This window comes from Citrobacter sp. ANG330 (genome assembly GCF_047467925.1).
Classification (GTDB): Bacteria; Pseudomonadota; Gammaproteobacteria; order Enterobacterales; family Enterobacteriaceae; genus Citrobacter_A; species Citrobacter_A amalonaticus_G.
In genome coordinates this window covers 76,283-94,805 of the sequence record NZ_JASJUI010000002.1, presented here as the reverse complement: position 1 = coordinate 94,805, position 18,523 = coordinate 76,283, and the positions used below count along the sequence as shown (strand labels likewise).

Annotated in this window: 20 protein-coding genes and 2 tRNA genes; 12 read left to right on the top strand and 10 right to left on the bottom strand. The window is 53.9% G+C overall.

Annotated elements, in window-relative coordinates; genetic code table 11:
* Positions 1 to 5 precede the first annotated feature (5 nt).
* The 9 genes from ttrS to ydhT all read left to right on the top strand — a co-directional run bounded on the left by ttrS (position 6) and on the right by ydhT (position 8,826).
* Positions 6 to 1,778 carry a tetrathionate respiration histidine kinase TtrS gene (ttrS, locus tag QNN88_RS06155; protein WP_414239436.1) on the top strand — a complete coding sequence of 591 codons (1,773 nt, stop codon included), beginning with the start codon at positions 6 to 8 and terminating at the stop codon, positions 1,776 to 1,778.
* Positions 1,753 to 2,355, top strand: a complete 603-nt coding sequence (gene ttrR / locus QNN88_RS06150; RefSeq protein WP_414239435.1) for a tetrathionate respiration response regulator TtrR — start codon at positions 1,753 to 1,755, stop codon at positions 2,353 to 2,355. The genes ttrS and ttrR overlap by 26 nt, the downstream gene beginning before the upstream one ends.
* Before the next feature lie 93 nt (positions 2,356 to 2,448).
* A complete protein-coding gene (gene fumD / locus QNN88_RS06145; RefSeq protein ID WP_044254724.1) occupies positions 2,449 to 2,658 on the top strand; it encodes a fumarate hydratase FumD in 210 nt (69 codons plus the stop codon).
* Positions 2,659 to 3,104: 446 nt separating this feature from the next.
* Positions 3,105 to 3,731, top strand: coding sequence for a ferredoxin-like protein (locus QNN88_RS06140; RefSeq protein WP_414239434.1), 627 nt, complete (start codon positions 3,105 to 3,107; stop codon positions 3,729 to 3,731).
* A 20-nt stretch (positions 3,732 to 3,751) separates the two neighbouring features.
* Positions 3,752 to 5,854, top strand: a complete 2,103-nt coding sequence (locus QNN88_RS06135; RefSeq protein WP_414239433.1) for an aldehyde ferredoxin oxidoreductase — start codon at positions 3,752 to 3,754, stop codon at positions 5,852 to 5,854.
* Between the two features lie 10 nt (positions 5,855 to 5,864).
* Entirely contained in the window at positions 5,865 to 6,512 is a 648-nt protein-coding gene (locus QNN88_RS06130) for a YdhW family putative oxidoreductase system protein (protein WP_414239432.1), read from the top strand.
* Between the two features lie 50 nt (positions 6,513 to 6,562).
* Positions 6,563 to 7,231 carry a 4Fe-4S dicluster domain-containing protein gene (locus QNN88_RS06125; RefSeq protein WP_414239431.1) on the top strand — a complete coding sequence of 223 codons (669 nt, stop codon included), beginning with the start codon at positions 6,563 to 6,565 and terminating at the stop codon, positions 7,229 to 7,231.
* On the top strand, positions 7,228 to 8,013 hold the full coding sequence (phsC, locus tag QNN88_RS06120; RefSeq protein WP_414239430.1) for a thiosulfate reductase cytochrome B subunit: 786 nt from the start codon (positions 7,228 to 7,230) through the stop codon (positions 8,011 to 8,013). Before QNN88_RS06125 ends, phsC begins: the two co-directional genes overlap by 4 nt.
* Before the next feature lie 3 nt (positions 8,014 to 8,016).
* On the top strand, positions 8,017 to 8,826 hold the full coding sequence (ydhT, locus tag QNN88_RS06115; protein ID WP_414239429.1) for a protein YdhT: 810 nt from the start codon (positions 8,017 to 8,019) through the stop codon (positions 8,824 to 8,826).
* A gap of 4 nt (positions 8,827 to 8,830) precedes the next feature.
* On the opposite strand, the gene QNN88_RS06110 is transcribed toward ydhT, so the two are convergent.
* From QNN88_RS06110 to QNN88_RS06095, 4 genes are read right to left on the bottom strand one after another with little or no spacing between them, the layout of a single operon-like run.
* Complete coding sequence (locus QNN88_RS06110) at positions 8,831 to 9,508, bottom strand: amino acid ABC transporter permease (protein WP_414239428.1); 678 nt, start codon at positions 9,506 to 9,508, stop codon at positions 8,831 to 8,833.
* Positions 9,498 to 10,277, bottom strand: coding sequence for an amino acid ABC transporter permease (locus QNN88_RS06105; RefSeq protein ID WP_414239427.1), 780 nt, complete (start codon positions 10,275 to 10,277; stop codon positions 9,498 to 9,500). The genes QNN88_RS06110 and QNN88_RS06105 overlap by 11 nt, the downstream gene beginning before the upstream one ends.
* The gene (locus QNN88_RS06100) at positions 10,277 to 11,095 is read right to left on the bottom strand and encodes an amino acid ABC transporter ATP-binding protein (RefSeq protein WP_414239426.1); all 819 of its coding nucleotides are present in this window, start codon (positions 11,093 to 11,095) and stop codon (positions 10,277 to 10,279) included. Before QNN88_RS06100 ends, QNN88_RS06105 begins: the two co-directional genes overlap by 1 nt.
* Before the next feature lies 1 nt (position 11,096).
* Complete coding sequence (locus tag QNN88_RS06095) at positions 11,097 to 11,930, bottom strand: ABC transporter substrate-binding protein (RefSeq protein ID WP_414239425.1); 834 nt, start codon at positions 11,928 to 11,930, stop codon at positions 11,097 to 11,099.
* 232 nt (positions 11,931 to 12,162) lie between these two features.
* Between QNN88_RS06095 and QNN88_RS06090 the strand changes: the two genes are divergently transcribed.
* A complete protein-coding gene (locus tag QNN88_RS06090; protein ID WP_414239811.1) occupies positions 12,163 to 12,354 on the top strand; it encodes a hypothetical protein in 192 nt (63 codons plus the stop codon).
* A gap of 119 nt (positions 12,355 to 12,473) precedes the next feature.
* Here the strand turns inward: QNN88_RS06090 and QNN88_RS06085 are convergent, their stop codons facing one another.
* Positions 12,474 to 12,614 carry a hypothetical protein gene (locus tag QNN88_RS06085; RefSeq protein ID WP_152404854.1) on the bottom strand — a complete coding sequence of 47 codons (141 nt, stop codon included), beginning with the start codon at positions 12,612 to 12,614 and terminating at the stop codon, positions 12,474 to 12,476.
* Positions 12,615 to 12,697: 83 nt separating this feature from the next.
* Complete coding sequence (locus tag QNN88_RS06080) at positions 12,698 to 14,308, bottom strand: FAD-NAD(P)-binding protein (RefSeq protein ID WP_414239424.1); 1,611 nt, start codon at positions 14,306 to 14,308, stop codon at positions 12,698 to 12,700.
* Between the two features lie 144 nt (positions 14,309 to 14,452).
* Between QNN88_RS06080 and QNN88_RS06075 the strand changes: the two genes are divergently transcribed.
* The gene (locus tag QNN88_RS06075; RefSeq protein ID WP_414239423.1) at positions 14,453 to 15,250 is read left to right on the top strand and encodes an MBL fold metallo-hydrolase; all 798 of its coding nucleotides are present in this window, start codon (positions 14,453 to 14,455) and stop codon (positions 15,248 to 15,250) included.
* Between the two features lie 35 nt (positions 15,251 to 15,285).
* Here the strand turns inward: QNN88_RS06075 and QNN88_RS06070 are convergent, their stop codons facing one another.
* The 4 genes from QNN88_RS06070 to mdtK form a co-directional block, all read right to left on the bottom strand.
* Positions 15,286 to 15,591 carry a monooxygenase gene (locus QNN88_RS06070; RefSeq protein WP_414239422.1) on the bottom strand — a complete coding sequence of 102 codons (306 nt, stop codon included), beginning with the start codon at positions 15,589 to 15,591 and terminating at the stop codon, positions 15,286 to 15,288.
* A 352-nt stretch (positions 15,592 to 15,943) separates the two neighbouring features.
* Positions 15,944 to 16,020 (bottom strand) — tRNA-Val (locus QNN88_RS06065).
* A 4-nt stretch (positions 16,021 to 16,024) separates the two neighbouring features.
* Positions 16,025 to 16,101 (bottom strand) — tRNA-Val (locus QNN88_RS06060).
* Positions 16,102 to 16,252: 151 nt separating this feature from the next.
* Entirely contained in the window at positions 16,253 to 17,626 is a 1,374-nt protein-coding gene (gene mdtK, locus QNN88_RS06055) for a multidrug efflux MATE transporter MdtK (protein WP_414239421.1), read from the bottom strand.
* A gap of 218 nt (positions 17,627 to 17,844) precedes the next feature.
* Here mdtK and QNN88_RS06050 point away from each other — a divergent pair, with 218 nt between their 5' ends.
* Complete coding sequence (locus QNN88_RS06050) at positions 17,845 to 18,486, top strand: riboflavin synthase subunit alpha (protein WP_414239420.1); 642 nt, start codon at positions 17,845 to 17,847, stop codon at positions 18,484 to 18,486.
* Positions 18,487 to 18,523: the final 37 nt, after the last annotated feature.

The following is an 18,523-nucleotide window of genomic DNA, read 5'->3' as shown; positions in this document are numbered from 1 at the left end:
TCGGCGTGAGAGGTGAAACGGTAAAGAGGCTGGCGCTGCTGGTGTCGGCCTTAATGTTCAGCAGTAGCACGCTGGCGGGCTCATGGCATATCGGGATTCTGGCGATGCGTGGAGAAGTCGCTACCCGCAGCCACTGGCAACCGCTGGAGGAGCTGCTTAATCAGCAGCTTCCCGGAGAACAGTTCCACATTGTACCGCTGGATCTGCACCAGATGCAGGCGGCGGTCAATAACGAAAGCGTGCAATTTGTGGTAACCAACCCGGCGCAGTTTGTGCAACTGAATAGCCGTGCGCCGCTGCGCTGGCTGGCGTCTCTGCGTTCTGCGCGCGGAACAGGTAATGTCATTGGCAGTGCGATCCTTGCCCGACGCGACAGCGGTATCACTGGCGCGCACGATCTGATCGGTAAAACAGTGGGGGCCATTGACCCTCAGGCGTTCGGCGGCTACCTGCTGGGATATAAAGCGTTGAGCGACGCCGGTCTGCGCCCGGAGCGCGACCTCAACCTGCGTTTTAGCGGTTTTCCAGCCGATGCGCTTCTTTATTTACTCCGTGAAAATGCGGTGCAGGCGGTGATTGTTCCGGTCTGCCTGCTGGAAAAAATGGACGAAGAGGGACTGGTTGATAAAACCGATTTTGTTGCGGTGCTCAACCGTCCCGGAAATATTGCCTGTTTAGCCAGTACGCCGCTCTATCCTGACTGGTCGTTTGCCGCGTTGCCTGCAGTCAGTGATACGCTGGCCGATCGTGTCACCCGTGCGCTGCTGGCTGCGCCTGACACCTCCGCGTTCCATTGGGGCGCGCCGGCGTCGACCAGCCAGGTAGAGGCGTTACTGCGCGACGTTCAGCAGCATCCACAGCAGCGACGCTTATGGCTGGATGTGAAAAGCTGGCTGATACAGCATCAGTGGCTGATGGGCGGGACTGCGCTGATCCTGCTGCTGCTGACCCTGAACTATATCTGGGTGATGTTGCTGGTGCGTCGTCGTGGTAAACAACTTGAACGCAACGGCGTCCAGTTGCGCCAGCAGGAGCAGGCGCTGGAAACGGCCAGGCAGATGAGCGTTCTCGGCGAAATGACCTCGGGATTCGCGCACGAACTGAATCAACCGCTTTCGGCCATTCGCCATTACGCGCAGGGCAGTCTGATTCGCTTGCAGTCGCAGGATCCGGCGCACGCGTTACTGCCTGCGCTCGAGCATATTGATAGGCAGGCACAGCGTGGGGCTGAGACGCTGCGTAATCTGCGGCGCTGGGTGAGTCAGGCCCAGGGAAGCCCGATCCGCACGGAAGAGTGGGAGAACATCAACATCCACGAGGCGGTTCAATATGTCTGGCAACTGTTGCGCATGGCGCAGCAGTTTCCGATGTTAACCTTACACAGCAATATCGATCGCGCGTTGACGATTTTGCTGCCGCCGGTTTTGCTCGAGCAGGTGCTGGCTAATCTGCTCCTCAATGCGGCGCAGGCGGGTGCCACCACACTGTGGATTGATGCCTCAGCGTCGACACAGGGCGTACGCATGACGTTGCAGGATAATGGCGGCGGCATCAACGATGCCTTATTGCATCAGGCGTTTCAGCCCTTTAAAACCAGTCGGAAAGAGGGGATGGGACTGGGGCTGGTGATTTGTCAGCGGCTGGTGCGTTACGGTCAGGGAGAGATTCATCTGCGAAATCAGACCGCGCCTGACGGGCAGTCTGGCGTGGAGGTGGTACTGGATTTTACTCAACAGCAGGACAGGAGCAGCAATGGCGATAGTTCATTTACTGGATGATGATGCAGCGGTCACCGACGCCTGCGCCTTTCTGCTGGAGAGCCTGGGCTACCCGGTCACGTGCTGGGAAGAAGGGGCGGTTTTTCTTGAGCAGGCTGATTTGTATGACACGGGCGTGCTGTTGCTGGATATGCGGATGCCGGTGATGGATGGTAAGCATGTCCATACGGTGTTGCGCCAGCGCGAAAGTACGCTGGCAGTGGTGTTTCTTACCGGACATGGCGACGTGCCGATGGCCGTCGAGCAGATGAAACAGGGTGCGGTAGACTTCCTGCAAAAACCGGTCAGCGCCAGACCGTTGCAAACAGCGCTGGAGCGTGCGCTGGTGGTTTCACAACAGGCCGTAGTCCGACAACAGATCGCCTCCTGTTACCGGACCCTTACGGCAAAAGAACGTGAGTTAGCGGGTTTTGTCGTTAAGGGATTGATGAACCGCGAGATTGCGCAGGTGATGAACATCGCGGTACGCACGGTAGAAGTCCATCGCGCCAGGGTGATGGAAAAAATGCAGGCGGCCAATCTGGCGGAACTGGTCAACAAATGGCAACAATTGAAAGAAACGCATATCGTTGAATAGTACCGTGAGTTATTTATTTGATTTTCTTTGTTTTTTGTCATCCCCTCCAGTCTGATATATGCTGTTTAACTGGACCTGCAATGAGAGACAATAATGGGAAACCTGACAAAAGACGATGAACTGTACCGTGAGATGTGCAGAGTGGTTGGCAAAGTGGTGTTGGAAATGCGCGATCTGGGACAGGAACCCAAACATATCGTGATTGCCGGGGTACTGCGAACTGCACTGGCGAACCAGCGTATTCAGCGTAGCGACCTCGAAAAGCAGGCAATGGAAACGGTAATCAAAGCGCTGGCCAGCTAACCGCAATAGGGGATGAACACATCCCTTATTTCCTGTAACTCGAATTATTCAGGGGACAGTATTACTGCTATGGGTAATTCGCTATATTTTTAAATATATCACGAACGTTTTTTAATTTATAGTTGGGAACAAATTCACATTTATTTGTAATCTGGCGGAACAGTGTTTCACTGTCTTTATGATAATAAATATCACTACGCATTTAATATTTTTCTTCCCGTTTTTAATTGATGACGATCAAAGTTATACCCGCCAATAACTCACATTATTTATTTCGCCTAACCCTAAAGGATTAGTTTATTTGCGTTAAGTTGCGTTATTTATGCAATCCGGTTAAGGCGGAACTTCAGCTGTGGGAGGCAACATCAGAGGCTCTGTTTCAGCATAATTAGCATCAGCCTGGGACGTGTTGTCGGCACTGCGTTTGCGAAGAGGATGCAAAATAAATGAACCAGGTTGATCGTCCATTATTAGATACGGGCTTAACGCGGCTGGAATTTCTGCGTATATCGGGAAAAGGCCTGGCAGGGTTAACCCTCGCGCCCGCGTTATTATCGCTTTTTGGCTGCAAGCAAGAAGATATCGATAGCGGCACTGTCGGGTTAATCTCCACGCCGAAAGGGGTGTTAGTCACCCAACGCGCCCGCTGTACCGGGTGTCATCGCTGTGAAATTTCCTGTACCAACTACAATGACGGCGCAGTCGGCACCTTCTTTTCCCGCATTAAAATTCACCGTCACTTCTTCTTCGGCGACAAAGGTCCAGGCTCCGGCGGCGGCCTGTATGGCGATCTGAACTACACCCCGGACACCTGTCGACAGTGTAAAGATCCGCAGTGCATGAAGGTTTGCCCGATTGAGGCAATTACCTGGAACCAGGAAGACGGTTGCATTGCCGTTGATCACCGACGTTGTATCGGATGCAGCGCCTGTACCACCGCGTGTCCCTGGATGATGGCTACCGTTAATACCGAAACGAAGAAATCATCGAAATGTATTTTATGCGGTGAATGCGCCAGTGCCTGCCCGACCGGGGCATTAAAAATCATCGAGTGGAAAGATATTACTGTTTGAGTCTTGCAAAGGAAAACATTATGGCTAACGGTTGGACAGGTAATATTTTACGGGTCAATCTTACAACAGGCGATATTACCCTTGAAGATTCCAGTAAATTTAAAAAATTTGTCGGCGGTATGGGGTTCGGCTACAAAATTATGTACGACGAAGTTCCCGCTGGTACTAAACCCTTTGATGAAGGCAACAAATTAGTCTTTGCGACGGGACCGCTTACCGGATCCGGCGCCCCGTGCAGTTCTCGCGTTAATATCACGTCGCTCTCTACATTTACAAAAGGCAATCTGGTTGTCGATGCGCATATGGGCGGTTTTTTTGCGGCACAAATGAAATTTGCAGGCTATGACGCCATCATCATTGAAGGCAAGGCGGCATCCCCCGTCTGGCTCAATATTAAAGACGACAAGGTCACACTTGAAAAAGCCGATTTCCTGTGGGGGAAAGGTACCCGTGCAACCACAGAAGAAATATGCCGAATGACCTCGCCGGAAACCTGCGTGGCGGCAATTGGCCAGGCGGGTGAAAACCTCGTGCCGCTATCCTGCATGCTCAATAGCCGCAACCACAGCGGTGGCGCGGGGACGGGCGCGGTGATGGGCTCGAAAAACCTGAAAGCGATCGCCGTGGAAGGGACCAAAGGCGTCAACATTGCCGACCGCAAAGAGATGAAGCGGTTAAATGATTACATGATGACGGAGCTGATTGGCGCCAATAACAACCATGTTGTACCCAGTACCCCGCAGGCATGGGCGGAATATTCCTCTCCCGCTTCCCGCTGGACCGCACGCAAAGGACTGTTCTGGGGCGCGGCAGAAGGCGGGCCAATCGAGACTGGCGAGATCCCGCCGGGTAATCAGAATACCGTTGGTTACCGGACCTACAAATCGGTCTTCGATTTAGGTCCGGCGGCAGAAAAATACACCGTTAAAATGAGCGGTTGCCACTCCTGTCCGATTCGCTGTATGACACAGATGAACATTCCCCGCGTGAAGGATTTTGGCGTGCCGAGCACCGGCGGAAATACCTGCGTGGCGAACTTTGTCCATACCACCATTTTTCCGCATGGCCCCAAAGACTTTGAAGACAAAGACGATGGCCGCGTCATTGGCAATCTGATTGGCCTGAATCTGTTTGATGATTACGGCATCTGGTGTAACTACGGGCAGTTGCACCGCGACTTTACGTACTGCTACAGCAAAGGGGTGTTTAAACGCGTCCTGCCGGCAGAAGAGTATGCTGAAATCCGCTGGGATCAACTGGAAGCGGGCGATCCAAATTTCATCAAGGATTTCTATTATCGCCTGGCGCATCGTGTCGGTGAACTCAGCCACCTGGCGGACGGTTCGTATGCTATTGCCGAGCGCTGGCAACTGGGTGATGAATACTGGGCGTATGAAAAAAACAAACTGTGGTCGCCGTTTGGTTTTCCGGTTCACCACGCCAACGAAGCGTCGGCGCAGGTGGGGGCCATCACCAACTGCATGTTTAACCGCGACTGTATGACCCACACCCACATCAATTTCATCGGCTCGGGTTTGCCTCTGAAACTGCAGCGCGAAGTGGCGGCGGAACTGTTTGGCTCGGAAGACGCCTATGATGAAACGAAAAATTACACGCCAGTCAACGCGGCAAAAATCAAATATGCCAAATGGACGCTGCTGAAAGTGTGTCTGCATAACGCGGTTACGTTGTGTAACTGGGTCTGGCCGATGACCGTGTCACCGCTGAAAAGCCGCAACTATCGCGGCGATCTCGATCTGGAAGCCAAATTCTTTCAGGCCGTAACCGGTGATGAAACCACTCAGGCCAGTCTCGATTTAGCCGCAGAACGTATCTTCACGCTGCACCGCGCTTATACGGTGAAACTGATGCAGACCAACGATATGCGCAATGCGCACGACCAGATCTGCTCATGGGTGTTTGATAAGGATCCGAAGATCCCGGCCTTTAGCGAAGGCACCGACAAGATGGATCGCGATGACATGCGTGAATCCCTGACGCTGTTTTATAAAGAGATGGGCTGGCACCCTGAACTGGGCTGTCCGACGCGCGAGACGTTGAATCGACTGGGTCTCGAAGATGTCGCTGATGACCTGGCCGCGCAGAATCTGTTGCCGGCGTAAGGAACATCACATGAACCAACCAGAGGATGTGAGTCAACTTGCCGCGCCGGAGGTCGATCTCGAAAAGCGGCAGTGGCTGCAGGGGCGACGTGAGCCAGTAGCCTGCGAGGATGAACAGGCGGAAGAAAGCCCCGTGGAGATACTGGCGGATTTTATCCGCCAGCATTCGGCGAACGGTCAGCTCGTTGCACGCGAATTGTTCTTGCAGCCGCCTTATTCGCTGGAAGAAGCGGAACTTACACCGCTGCTGGAGACGCTCAATGAGGGGCTTGCCGGGGAGGATATCGCCCGGGTGCAGGGCTCTTTGGATGAATATTACTACTCAACCCAGACCATGACCGCCAACTATGCCGATATGTGCGTTCAGGTGGTGGAAAAGGATATCTGTCGGGCAATTGCGCAGGCGGTGCGCTTTGACTGTCAGACTTATCCGCGTCCGTACAAAGTCGCCATGCTGGAACAGTCGCCTTACGGTTTCGCGCCTGAGCAGATAGAAGCCGCGTTGGCTGCGATTGAAACGCATCCCGACTATGCCGATATTCGCCCGGTCGCGTCGTCGAACGAGGTGCCGTACTTATTCAGCGAACGCTTTATGAGTTATGGCAAAGCGTACGGTTTGTGTGAATGGCTGGAAGTTGAGCAGTTTCAGAATCCCTGAATTCATGGAAAGCGTGGACGAGCGCGATCACAGCATTAGAGGATAACAAGATGTCCTTCACTCGACGAAAATTTATGCTTGGCATGGGAACGGTCATTTTTTTCAGCGGACCCGGCCAGACGCTGCTGGCGAAAACATCGGCCAGCAGCTCCGTTCGTTACGTCATGATCCATGATGAATCGCGATGTAATGGCTGTAACATCTGTACCCGCGCCTGCCGCAAAACGAATCATGTTCCTGCGCAGGGGAGTCGCTTGTCGATCGCGCATATTCCCGTTTCAGATAATGACAACGAAACGCTGTATCACTACTTCCGTCAGTCCTGTCAGCACTGCGACGATGCGCCCTGCATTGAGGTGTGCCCGACCGGCGCGTCGTGGCGTGATGAGAACGGGATCGTTCGCGTCGACAGTTCTCGCTGCATTGGCTGCAGTTATTGCATTGGTGCCTGTCCTTATCAGGTGCGCTACCTGAATCCGCAAACCAAAGTGGCGGACAAATGCGATTTTTGCGCCCAGTCCCGGCTGGCGAAAGGGTTCCCACCTATCTGTGTGTCGTCCTGTCCGGAGCATGCGCTGTTGTTTGGTCGCGAGGATAGCCCGGAGATCCAGCGCTGGCTTCAGGAGAATAATTATTATCAGTATCAACTTCCGGGCGCGGGTAAGCCCCATCTGTATCGTCGGTTCGGTCAACATTTGATTAAAAAGGATAATGTATGAACGCGTCGCAGAATGCTGAACAGTTCCAGGCGCAACTGGCAAACTATGTGCCGGTGTTTTCCCCCGAGTATTGGCCCGTCTGGCTGGTGATCGCCGGACTGCTGCTGGTGGCGATGTGGCTGGTGTTGGGATTGCACGCCTGGCTGCGTTTTCGCTCAGCCAACAAAGCTGCCGCCGGACATGGCGAGAAAGTCTATCTGTACTCGAAAGCGGTTCGCTTGTGGCACTGGTCGAATGTGCTGTTGTTTGTGCTCCTGCTGGGCAGCGGGCTCGTCAATCACTTTTCACTGGTCAGCACAGCGGCGATCAAAAGCCTGCTGACGGTGCACGAAGTCTGCGGGTTTCTCCTGCTGGCGTGCTGGGTCGGGTTTGTACTGATTAACGCGCTGGGTGGCAACGGCCACCACTACATTATTCGGCCAGAGGGCTGGATAGCACGGGCGCAGAAACAGACCCGCTTTTATCTGTACGGCATTATGCAGGGCGAAGCGCATCCGTTTCCGGCTACGCCGCGTTCGAAGTTTAATCCGTTACAGCAGGCGGCCTATGTCGGCGTGATGTACGGATTATTGCCGCTGTTGTTGTTGAGCGGTCTGTTATCCCTCTATCCGCAGGTTGTGGGGGATGTGCTTCCCGGTGTGCGCTACTGGTTGCTGCAGGCGCACTTCGCGCTGGCAATCATTAGCCTGTTCTTTATTTTCGGCCACCTCTACCTGTGCACTACGGGGCGCACGCCTGGCGAGACGTTCCGCTGCATGGTCGACGGTTATCACCGGCATTAACGTATGCTGATCACACGAGAGGACTTACGCAACTGGCGGGTTGGCGCGGTGATGTACCGCTGGTTTCTGCGCCGTTTTCCCGAGGGCGGCAACTACGCTGATGTGCATCGGGCGTTGAGTCGCGAAGGGTATCTCGACTGGGCGAACAGTCTGGTGGAATACGCCTGGTCGCGCTGGCTGGATGAAGAGAACTTTGCTCGCCAGGACATCTCTGCCATGTCGCGACTGGCACGACCTGACGCCTTAATAGGCGATCAGCAGGTGGCAAACGCCGGTGATAACGCGAATCTGGGCTGTGCCGGCGATAACATGAAGATTGCCAGCGCAGGGTACGCGTCACAAATTGCCAGTGCGGGCTACTGCGTGCGCATCGGTAGCGTAGGCTATAACAGCCATATCAGTAGCTCGGGCGATCGCGCGCGGCTGGCTGTCGCAGGAAACTCTACGCGTATCAGCAGCGCCGGTAACGGAACGCGGATCGCCTGCAGCGGTATGCGTGTGCGGGTGAGTACCCTGGGTGAGAGAAGCCATATCGCCAGTAACGGTGATCTGAGCCAGATAGTCAGTTTTGGTGCAGATGCAAAAATCGCCAACAGCGGCGACAATGTGCATATCATCTGCAACGGCGACAATGCGATTGTTGCCAGTACAGGTACGGTGGACTCCGTGGTGCTGGGGCCGGGTGGTTGCGCGGCGCTGGCGTATCACGACGGCGAACGTATGCGCTTTGCCGTTGCGGTTGAAGGGGAAAAGGGGATCCGCGCCGGCGTGAAATACCGACTCGACGACGCGCATCAGTTTATTGAATGTTAACAGGTTAGCACGGGGCAAATCGCCGCCGGGTCGTTTTCTCCAGTCCGTAGCAAAGCAGATAGTAGACCAGACCCGTAAAGATGAAGATAGCCGCCGGGTAAATCTGTTCCCGGCTGTTAACCTGTCCCGCCACCGTCGTCAGTTCCGGCACGTTGACGATAAATGCCAGCGAAGTGTCCTTCAGCAGTCCAATGCATATCCCGGTCAGGGAAGGCAGGACATGACGTAAAACCTGCGGCAGTAAAACCCCTCTCAGGGCCTGAACAGGACTGAATCCCTGTGATACGGCTGCATCATATTGTCCGGTGGGCAACGCGTTGAGCCCTGCGTACACCGAATGCATCACCGACGCGGTGGTAAACCAGGCCAACGCCAGCGTCACGGTTGCCGCACCGGGGAGATCGCTGCCGGTCAGCATGGGCAGCAAATACCACATCCAGAAAATAACGAAGATCAGCGGGATCCCGCGTATAAATTCTGCCCAGATGAACAATCCTTTACGGATAACGCCGGGAAAACGCCAGGCGATAGCGGCAAGGGCAATACCGCCTGGTAAGGCCAGCACCGCCGCACCCAGCGCCATCATCAGGGTCAGCAGCACGCCGCCGGGTTGACCGTCGGCCAGTCGTCCCCACAGGAGATAATCCAGGTTGTCGGTTATCACCGTAATATTAGCGATCATGCTGGGGACTCCTGAACCGGAACCGGCGGGTTTGCGGTTTTTTCTCCTGTCGGGGAGCGGGCCCCAGATGGGTCAACAGCAGACCGAGCGCCACGCCGGTAAACAGATAAAGCGCAGTGCCCACGGCAAAGGCCTCCAGCGCATGGGCGTTATAGCTTTCAATCTGGCGAACCTGGTAGGTCAGTTCCGCAAAGCCAATACCGCTCGCTAATGACGACAGTTTCATCAGATTGAGATATTGTCCCACCACCGGTTGCCAGGCGTTGGTTAAACCCTGTGGCAAGAGGATGTGGCGAAAGGTCAACCACGCGGAGAACCCTTGGGAGACGGCGGCTTCGCGCTGTCCCGCGGAAACCGCGTGTAAACCGGCGGCGATCTCCTCAACCAGAAACGCCGAGGTGAACACCCCGAGTCCCCACGCTGAGCAAAGAAACTCAGGCGTCAGCCACCAGACGTTGCCGGGCAGGATTGACCAGCCATGCTCTGCGTTGACAAAAGCAATAAAACCGCGCGGCAGCAGGTTCCAGCCTGCGAAGTACCAGAACAGCAACTGGACCAGCAGCGGGGTGTTACGAAACAGCGATACCCAACCTGCCACCAGGCGACGGCCCGTACGATGGCCGGAAAGACGAAGGGCTAACAAAAAAATGGCCAACAGCGTGGCGAGGAAAATGCCTGCGGCGCTGACCCACAGCGTGGTGAGAAATCCGGAGAGGATCCATTGCAGGGGCAGGCCGGTAAGCACTCCCTGCCAGTCCATTGATAGCATTATCGTGATAACTCCTGATGCAACGGATCTAACACTTTTTGCAGAAAACGCTGGGTGCGCGGATGCTGTGGTCGGGTAAAAAAGTCACCCGGAGGCGCGACCTCGAGAATATCGCCGCCGTCAATAAACACCACCCGGTCAGCAATTTCGCGGGCAAAATGCATCTCGTGGGTCACCACTATCATCGTAATACCGCTGTGAGCCAGACGTTTCATGACCTGTAACACCTCACCGATCATTTCCGGATCGAGTGCAGAGGTCGGCTCATCAAACAGGAGAATTTGCGGCGAAGAGGCCAGCGCGCGGGCAATCGCCACCCGCTGCTGTTGGCCGCCGGAAAGTTGCGCCGGATAAGCGCCAGCTTTCTCTCTCAGCCCGACTTGCTCCAGCAGGGCATACGCGCGCTGGGTCGCGTCGGTTCTATTCCAGCCGTGGACGTACTCCAGCGCGAGGGTGATATTCTGCTGCGCCGTCAGGTGCGCATACAGATTAAACTGCTGGAAAACAAAACCGATTCGGCTGCGTAGTTGTCGCAACGCACGGCCCTTAAGTTGACCGACGGGTTTATCATCAATAAAAATATCGCCGCCACTCAATGATTCCAGTTGGTTAATCAGGCGAATCAGGGTTGACTTGCCCGATCCCGAGGGGCCAAGAATAGTCACAACTTCACCGGGGTCGACGGTAAGGCTGACGCCGTTGAGCACCCGGTGATCGCCGTACGTTTTCACCACCTCGCGTAATTCAACCCGTGCCTGGCGTAACTGGCTGAAATCCGCAGCGCCGGCTGCACAAGGGGTGAATAAACCAGCCAACATCTTATCTGGCCTCTATTTTAAAGGTGCGCGGCTGCGGATTTTTCGTTTCCGGGTCAAACCAGACGTCATAAATTTTGCCTGCCTGCCCGCTGGATTCGAGTCGCAATAATTCATCGTTAACCGCTTTCAACAACGCCGGTTCGCCTTTCTTCACCCCCACGCCAATCTCCTCTTTGCTGAGTAAATCCGGCAGGATTTTGAACTGGGCTTTGTCCGGTGCTCCGCCGAGTAAACCCGCCAGAATGGTGGAGTCCTGCGTAATAGCCTGTACGTTGCCGTTGCGCAGGGCGGTCAGCGCCAGCGGAATATCGTCATAGGCCAGCACGCGGGATTGAGGGAAGCGCTGATGTAACGCCTGTTCACCGGTGGTTCCCTTCACTGCGCCAATGCGGGCACGGCTGTATTCCTCCAGTTTATCGGGAGACGAAACCGGCACCAGGAACTGTTGCCCGGTAACAAAGTAGGGCACGGAGAAGTCGATAACCTGAGCACGCTCAGGGGTTATCGTAATATCAGCGACGATCAGATCGGCTTTTCCCGATTGCAGCAGCGGAATACGGTTAGCGGGATTGGTGGCGACCAGTTCCAGCTTCACGCCCAGTGACTTCGCCAGCGCCTGGGCAAAATCAACATCGTAACCAACGATCTGATGGGTTTTCGCATCGACGGAGCCAAACGGCGGGTTAGCGTCAAACGTCGCAACCTTGACCACGCCTGCTGCCTTGATATCAGCGAGCTGATCGGCCTGCGCCTGAACGCTCATAAAACTCGTGGCGAGTATGACGCCGAGGGCGAGAATCGTTTTTTTCGTACTTTGTGTTTTCGTTGCCATCATTTTCTTTGATATCCCTGGAATTATTGGTTTGTCCTTTTACGCTCCCACAACCCGAACCCGCTGCAAAAGAAGAAAAAAGTCTTATTTATATGCAAAAAGTTATTAGTGAACAGTGTGTTAACGAAGGGTTGCTAATGAACAAAAACAGATAACGGCGCGCAGAATTCGCATTTCATTTTTTGTGCGGTTTGCGCTGCAATGAAAGGCACCTGACAAAACAGAGGAGCGGGAGATGGAGAAGATAAAAATGCGGATGGCGCGTCTTTGGGCGCGTGTAGTCATCATGCCTGACCCGACCCGACAGCCCGGTGCAGAGGTCAATCTGCAGCGCGTTGTGGAGTCTGTTCTTCCTGTCGCCAGCCTGTACGGCGTGGACATTGCCAACATTGACCCGGAGTGGTTTCGTGATCAAACAACACGCTGAACATCGTCGGACGCGGGAGGTGTACTGGAATGAAATCTGCACTCACCGGCCAAATAGTGAGGCATTAAAAAGACGTTGACAGAACTGCCGCGCAAAATTGCGCGGCAGGTTGAATCCAGTCAGATTTTGCAGGCGTCGCCGCAGTCATCATCGGCGATCACCGATTCTGCTTTTTTATCCGCATCTTCCAGACGTTCTGCATTACGTTCCTGGGCTTCTTCCAGTCCGTTAAAGACCAGATTGTCGAGATCAATTTCCATTGTTCACCTTACTGTATGCATTTTTGACATCCGATAAGTATAGGGCAAGAGAGGGGTCTGATGCATCCACAATGCGTGCGGCGTTACCGATCATAAAGGGATAAACGTCTGCGCAGTCGGGAAGCGGGTTTTGATACTGCCCTGGCCATCGCCATGCCAATTTCCTGGCAAGCGACTAACCCCTGGATAAAGGGCCGGTCATGCATTAAATAGGGCAAGGCGCCGAAGGCAATTCGCCCACGAACGTTCTCTGGCGCCTGAAGCGTGTAATCATCGCCAACGTCCGGAATCGCATCCCCACACGACAGTAACTGTCTGCGCAATCGCGGGAAGGGCAAGTCTGTTGTCTTCAGCGGCTTTTGCCCTCGCGCGTCAATGAAAACGTCAAACGTCAGGCGATCGTTGTGTGTTGTAATCTCGGTTCGATCCGCTTTTATCTCTTTCTCGTAATCCTGTCCCAGTGCAAGAACGCGCAGAATACCGGCTTTGTGCAGCGCCAGCATGCGGCGAATTGACTCTGACGGGATTGCCGCATAATTATCAATAAACACCCGAGCAAGTCCCGAACTGAATCGCTGACTATCCTTTTCATCCAGGTGGGCAACAATATCCTGAACAACTTCATGTAAACGCAGCAGGGTATAGCGCCAGGCAACGGTGCGTTTGTCACGCTTATTTGCCTCGACCTCTTTCAGATTTGCGGCCGCCCATTCGAACGGATCGCTGTGCGCTCTGTCGGCAAACAATGCCACTGGAAAGCTATCCGCATCCAGTGAGGAGAGCGAGATTTGCTCTGCCCATTTAGGGTCGGCTAAGGCGAGTTCTTTCTGCATCAATCTAAAAACGCGATCGAGAAGTTCTGTTGAACCCGCATCGATCTCGCGCTTAATGGCCTCATCGGTAACGTACTCTAGTGGTTCATAGGGGATGGGGCAGTAAAAGTCGGCTTCCGGCAAAATGCCGGAACGGGACATCAGCGTAATCTCCAGCGCTTCACTGTCTTTATTCAGTGAGAAATGAACCTGACTTTCCTGCGTTTCGTGAAACATTCCGTGTTGTACCGCAACCGCCATTGCCGCATCCAGGCCGCTTAGTGAAGTCCCAAGAATACCCACTCTGACGGCTGGTACCTTAGCTTCCATCAAGCCGGACCAGGGGCTGGGATAAAATGCGCGTGTTGATTCGTCTTCGTCCGGCCAGACGTGACCCGTGGCGATAACCGCGAAGTCGACATGCAGCGGCACCGTGTGTTGATCGGTCCAGAGTTGTACGCCAGCGGGCGTCGCTTCAACATCTGTGACTTCACAAGATTCATACAGCGTGACCATAAAACCACGATCCTGGGCGTGGCGAACGGCTTGTAAAAACTGCGCGCGGAAATAATCCCCCAGTAAAATGCGCGGCAGAAACTGACGCTGGTGTAGCGTTTCCTTGTTTACGCCATACTGCGCCAGATAATGGTCGTCCTGGGCCTGCAACCACGCAAGCCAGGTGTCAAAAAGCGGAGGAACCTCGATACTGGCAATATTCGCCAACATCATTGGGTTATTTTCAGAAAGACTATAAGGCATGCCAATTCCCGCTTTATTCCCGCGTTCAAAAACGGCGATCTCCAGTGTCTGCGCCTCTTTGAGCAATGAATAAAAGGTATAGACCCCCGTTGGGCCAGCCCCGATAATCGCGATTTTTTTCATGTCCTTATCCATCCTGTTATTTTTATTGCCATCGATACTTCAGTTACATCCTGTAAGTGTAGATGAGGAAGGTAAGGATGCTTCGGTCTGGCAAAGCCGCGTTCTGCCATACTTAACGCATTTCTTATCAGATCAGGAGAGACGATGATAACGCTGTGTAAAACCTGTGGCACCTCGTATGACGACAGTCAGAACCCCGTCGAAGGCTGCAAAATTTGTCAGGATGAGCGCCAGTATGTACCCGTTTCCGGGCAGGCGTGGATAGACTTTGACGAGCTTATCGCCAGCCATACCAATAAGTGGCAGCAGCACACGCCGCAACTTTTCAGCCTGAAAACGGTTCCTTCCTTTGCCATAAACCAACGGGCGTTTCTGCTCAGAACGCCGGTGGGAAATATTCTTTGGGATTGCATTGCGAATCTGGACCCGGCAACGCATACGCTCATCCGCGCATTGGGCGGATTGAGCGCCATTGCGATTTCGCATCCTCATTACTACACCACAATGCAGGACTGGGCGAATGCGTTTGACGCTCCCGTCTGGCTCCATGCGGCTGACCGCGCCTGGGTAATGCGCGACAGTCCCTGGATTCGGCTATGGGAAGGCGAAGAACACAACGTCCTTCCAGGCGTCACCTTAATGCGTCTGGGCGGTCATTTTGCGGGGGGAACGGTTTTGTATCTGGAGGAGGGGGAAGGGACGATCCTCGCCGGAGATATCTTGCAGGTCACTCCTGGAGCTGACGCGATTTCGTTTATGTGGAGCTATCCGAACATGCTGCCGCTGTCATCGAAAACCGTCGCCGGGATCATACAGCGGTTAAACACGGTGACGTTTTCCAGTCTGTACGGGGCATTTGAAGGGCAGAATATTACCCGCAATGCCAGTCAAATCGTGCAACGTTCGGGAGAAAAATATCTCTCCAGCCTGGCGTCACGTTAAATGCGCAGAGGGGAAAATCCCCCTCTGCGGCATTGCTAACCCACTCTGGCGTTGTTGATTTCGCTCAACGGAATATTCACGTCAAACACTTTCGCGATGACTTCGTCAACGCCAAGATTTTTTAAACGTGCGGTATGTTTATCCAGATAAGCCCGCGCAGTCTCCTCGCTTTCGAAAAGATAGATCCCGCCCGCCTCCTGATTTTGCTCGCTTTCCGTCCACACCTTCCAGATAAATCCCGGCTCCTGGTTAATCGACTCCGCCAGCCCCCGCAGTTGCTCAGCCATTTCAGCGCCAAACGGGCCAGTAAAAGCAAAGTGAAGTTGTAATAATTTCGGCATATCCATTCTCCATTCAACAACGTAATGATCATTCACAGTGACAATGAACTGGACTCTTCTCCCTGACACTATTTATGGGATTGTACCAGAATCAGGACGCTCGAAACCCATTCATGCTGCGGTGGAGGGAATGGCAAGCGATGAGTGAAAGTCGTTAACAGGCTGAATCAGTATATGGCGGTTAATGGGAAGATAAGCGAAGACTTCCCCACATCAGCAAGTCAGGAATAAAAATCAATGAACGGGTAATTTACTGATTTGCATAACGCGAAGCTGAATGACGAGAAATAATTGCAGAGAAAATAAGAAAATAGCGAAAGGAAAACAGGCACCGTATCACCAGACGGTGAAATGGTGCGTCCGAGTGGACTCGAACCACCGACCCCCACCATGTCAAGGTGGTGCTCTAACCAACTGAGCTACGGACGCAGAATGGTGCGTTCAATTGGACTCGAACCAACGACCCCCACCATGTCAAGGTGGTGCTCTAACCAACTGAGCTATGAACGCAATGTTGTGTGTGACAACGGGGACGAATATTAGCGGCAGAGCCGGGAGGTGGCAAGAGGGAAATGGTAATTTTCTTCCGGATTTCACTCGATTGCGGAGGAAGTGCGCAAAATGTCGAGAGAATAGCCGCCAACAGGCGGCTATTGCCGTTTTATCGCGCAGCGCGTTGCAGAATCACCGTGGAAGGCTGACGTTGCAGGAAGCGCATGCGCAGCATCATCATTATCGCCGCAGACGTCAGGCCGATGATAAAGCCCATCCAGAATCCAGCCGGCCCCATCCTGTCCACCACCAGGTCGGTCAGGGCAAGAATATAACCGCTCGGTAATCCCAACACCCAGTAGGCGGTAAAGGTAATAAAGAAAATCGAACGCGTATCCTTATAACCACGCAGGATCCCGCTGCCGATGACCTGGATGGAGTCCGAAATCTGATAAACCGCCGCCAACAGCATCAGTTGCGCCGCCAGCGTCACCACTTCAGGATTGTCGTTATAGAGCAGGGCGATGTGCTCACGCAGCGTTACGGTAAAGATAGCCGTCAGGCACGCCATGCAGACGCCAACGCCTAAACCGGTACGCGCGGCGGTTTGAGCATCCAGCGTTGAGCCTTGTCCCAGACGATAGCCCACGCGAATGGTGACCGCCGCCGCCAGCGACATCGGCAAAACAAACATCAGCGAACTGAAATTCAGAGCGATCTGGTGACCGGCGACATCCACAATGCCTAACGGCGATACCAGCAGCGCCACCACGGCGAACAAGGTGACTTCAAAGAACAGGGCCAGCGCAATCGGCAAACCCAGTTGTACCAGGCGCTTCATCACCACGTTATCCGGCTTGCTGAAACGCTGTTCATTGCGGATATCGCGCATTGAACGCGCATGCTTCACGTACCAGAGCATGGCGCTAAACATCACCCAATAGACCGCCGCAGTCGCCACGCCGCAGCCGACACCGCCGAGTTCCGGCATGCCGAAGTGACCATAGATAAAGATATAGTTCACCGGGATGTTGACCAGCAGCCCAAGAAAACCCATCACCATGCCGGGTTTAGTTTTCGCCAGACCTTCACACTGGTTACGCGCAACCTGGAAGAACAGATAGCCCGGCGCCCCCCATAACAACGCACGAAGGTAACCGACGGCTTTATCCGCCAGGGCCGGATCGATGTTATGCATCGAGCGGATGATATAACCGGCGTTCCACAGCACAACCATAATCAGCACCGAGACGAAACCCGCCAGCCAGAAGCCCTGGCGCACCTGATGCGCAATGCGATCGCGGCGCCCTGAACCGTTGAGCTGAGCAATCACCGGAGTCAGCGCCAGTAGCAATCCGTGACCGAACAGAATAGCCGGCAGCCAGATGGAGGTCCCAATAGCGACGGCCGCCATGTCGGTGGCGCTGTAACCGCCTGCCATCACGGTATCGACGAACCCCATTGCGGTTTGGGCGATTTGCGCAAGAATCACCGGTATTGCCAGAGCCAATAACTGACGCGCTTCACTGATATACTTCTGCACGTGTACACCTATCATTTTGTTTTTATTTGAGAGACTAAAAAAGCCGCCACGGGTGGCAGCAAGAAGAAGATGTAAGGGGAAATTTCAGTCTATTGTAGCGATGAATGCTAATTTCACCAGTGAAAAAACAGGTCAAGGGGCACTTCACTGGCAACCTGATTTTCCAACTGCTATTGTGGCAGGCAGAAATGGCTTAACTGAATTCAGGAGTTGCAGGTATGTTTACAGGTATTGTGCAGGGCACCGCAAAACTGGTGTCGATCGATGAAAAACCCAATTTTCGCACCCATGTAGTGGAATTACCTGAATACATGCTGGACGCGCTGGAAACGGGCGCATCGGTGGCCCACAACGGTTGTTGTCTGACCGTGACCGAAATTAACGGTAATCACATCAGTTTTGATCTGATGAAAGAGACGCTGCGTATTACCAATCTGGGCGATCTGCAAGTGGGCGATCTGGTGAACGTCGAACGCGCGGCAAAATTCAGTGATGAGATCGGCGGGCATCTGATGTCCGGTCACATCATGACCACCGCGGAAGTGTCAAAGATTTTAACCTCTGAGAACAACCGTCAGATCTGGTTCAAAGTTCAGGATCCGGCGTTAATGAAATATATCCTGTATAAAGGGTTTATTGGCATTGATGGCATTAGCTTGACCGTCGGAGAAGTCACCGCGACGCGCTTCTGTGTGCATCTCATTCCGGAAACACTGGAACGCACGACGCTGGGTAAGAAAAAACTGGGCGCGCGCGTTAACATTGAAATCGATCCGCAAACGCAGGCGGTGGTGGATACGGTAGAACGCGTGCTGGCTGCACGTGAAGCGGCGGTAACGAAAACCGCCAGCGAAGCGTAAGACAATCCAGCCCCCGCGAGACGGCGGGGGCATGAGA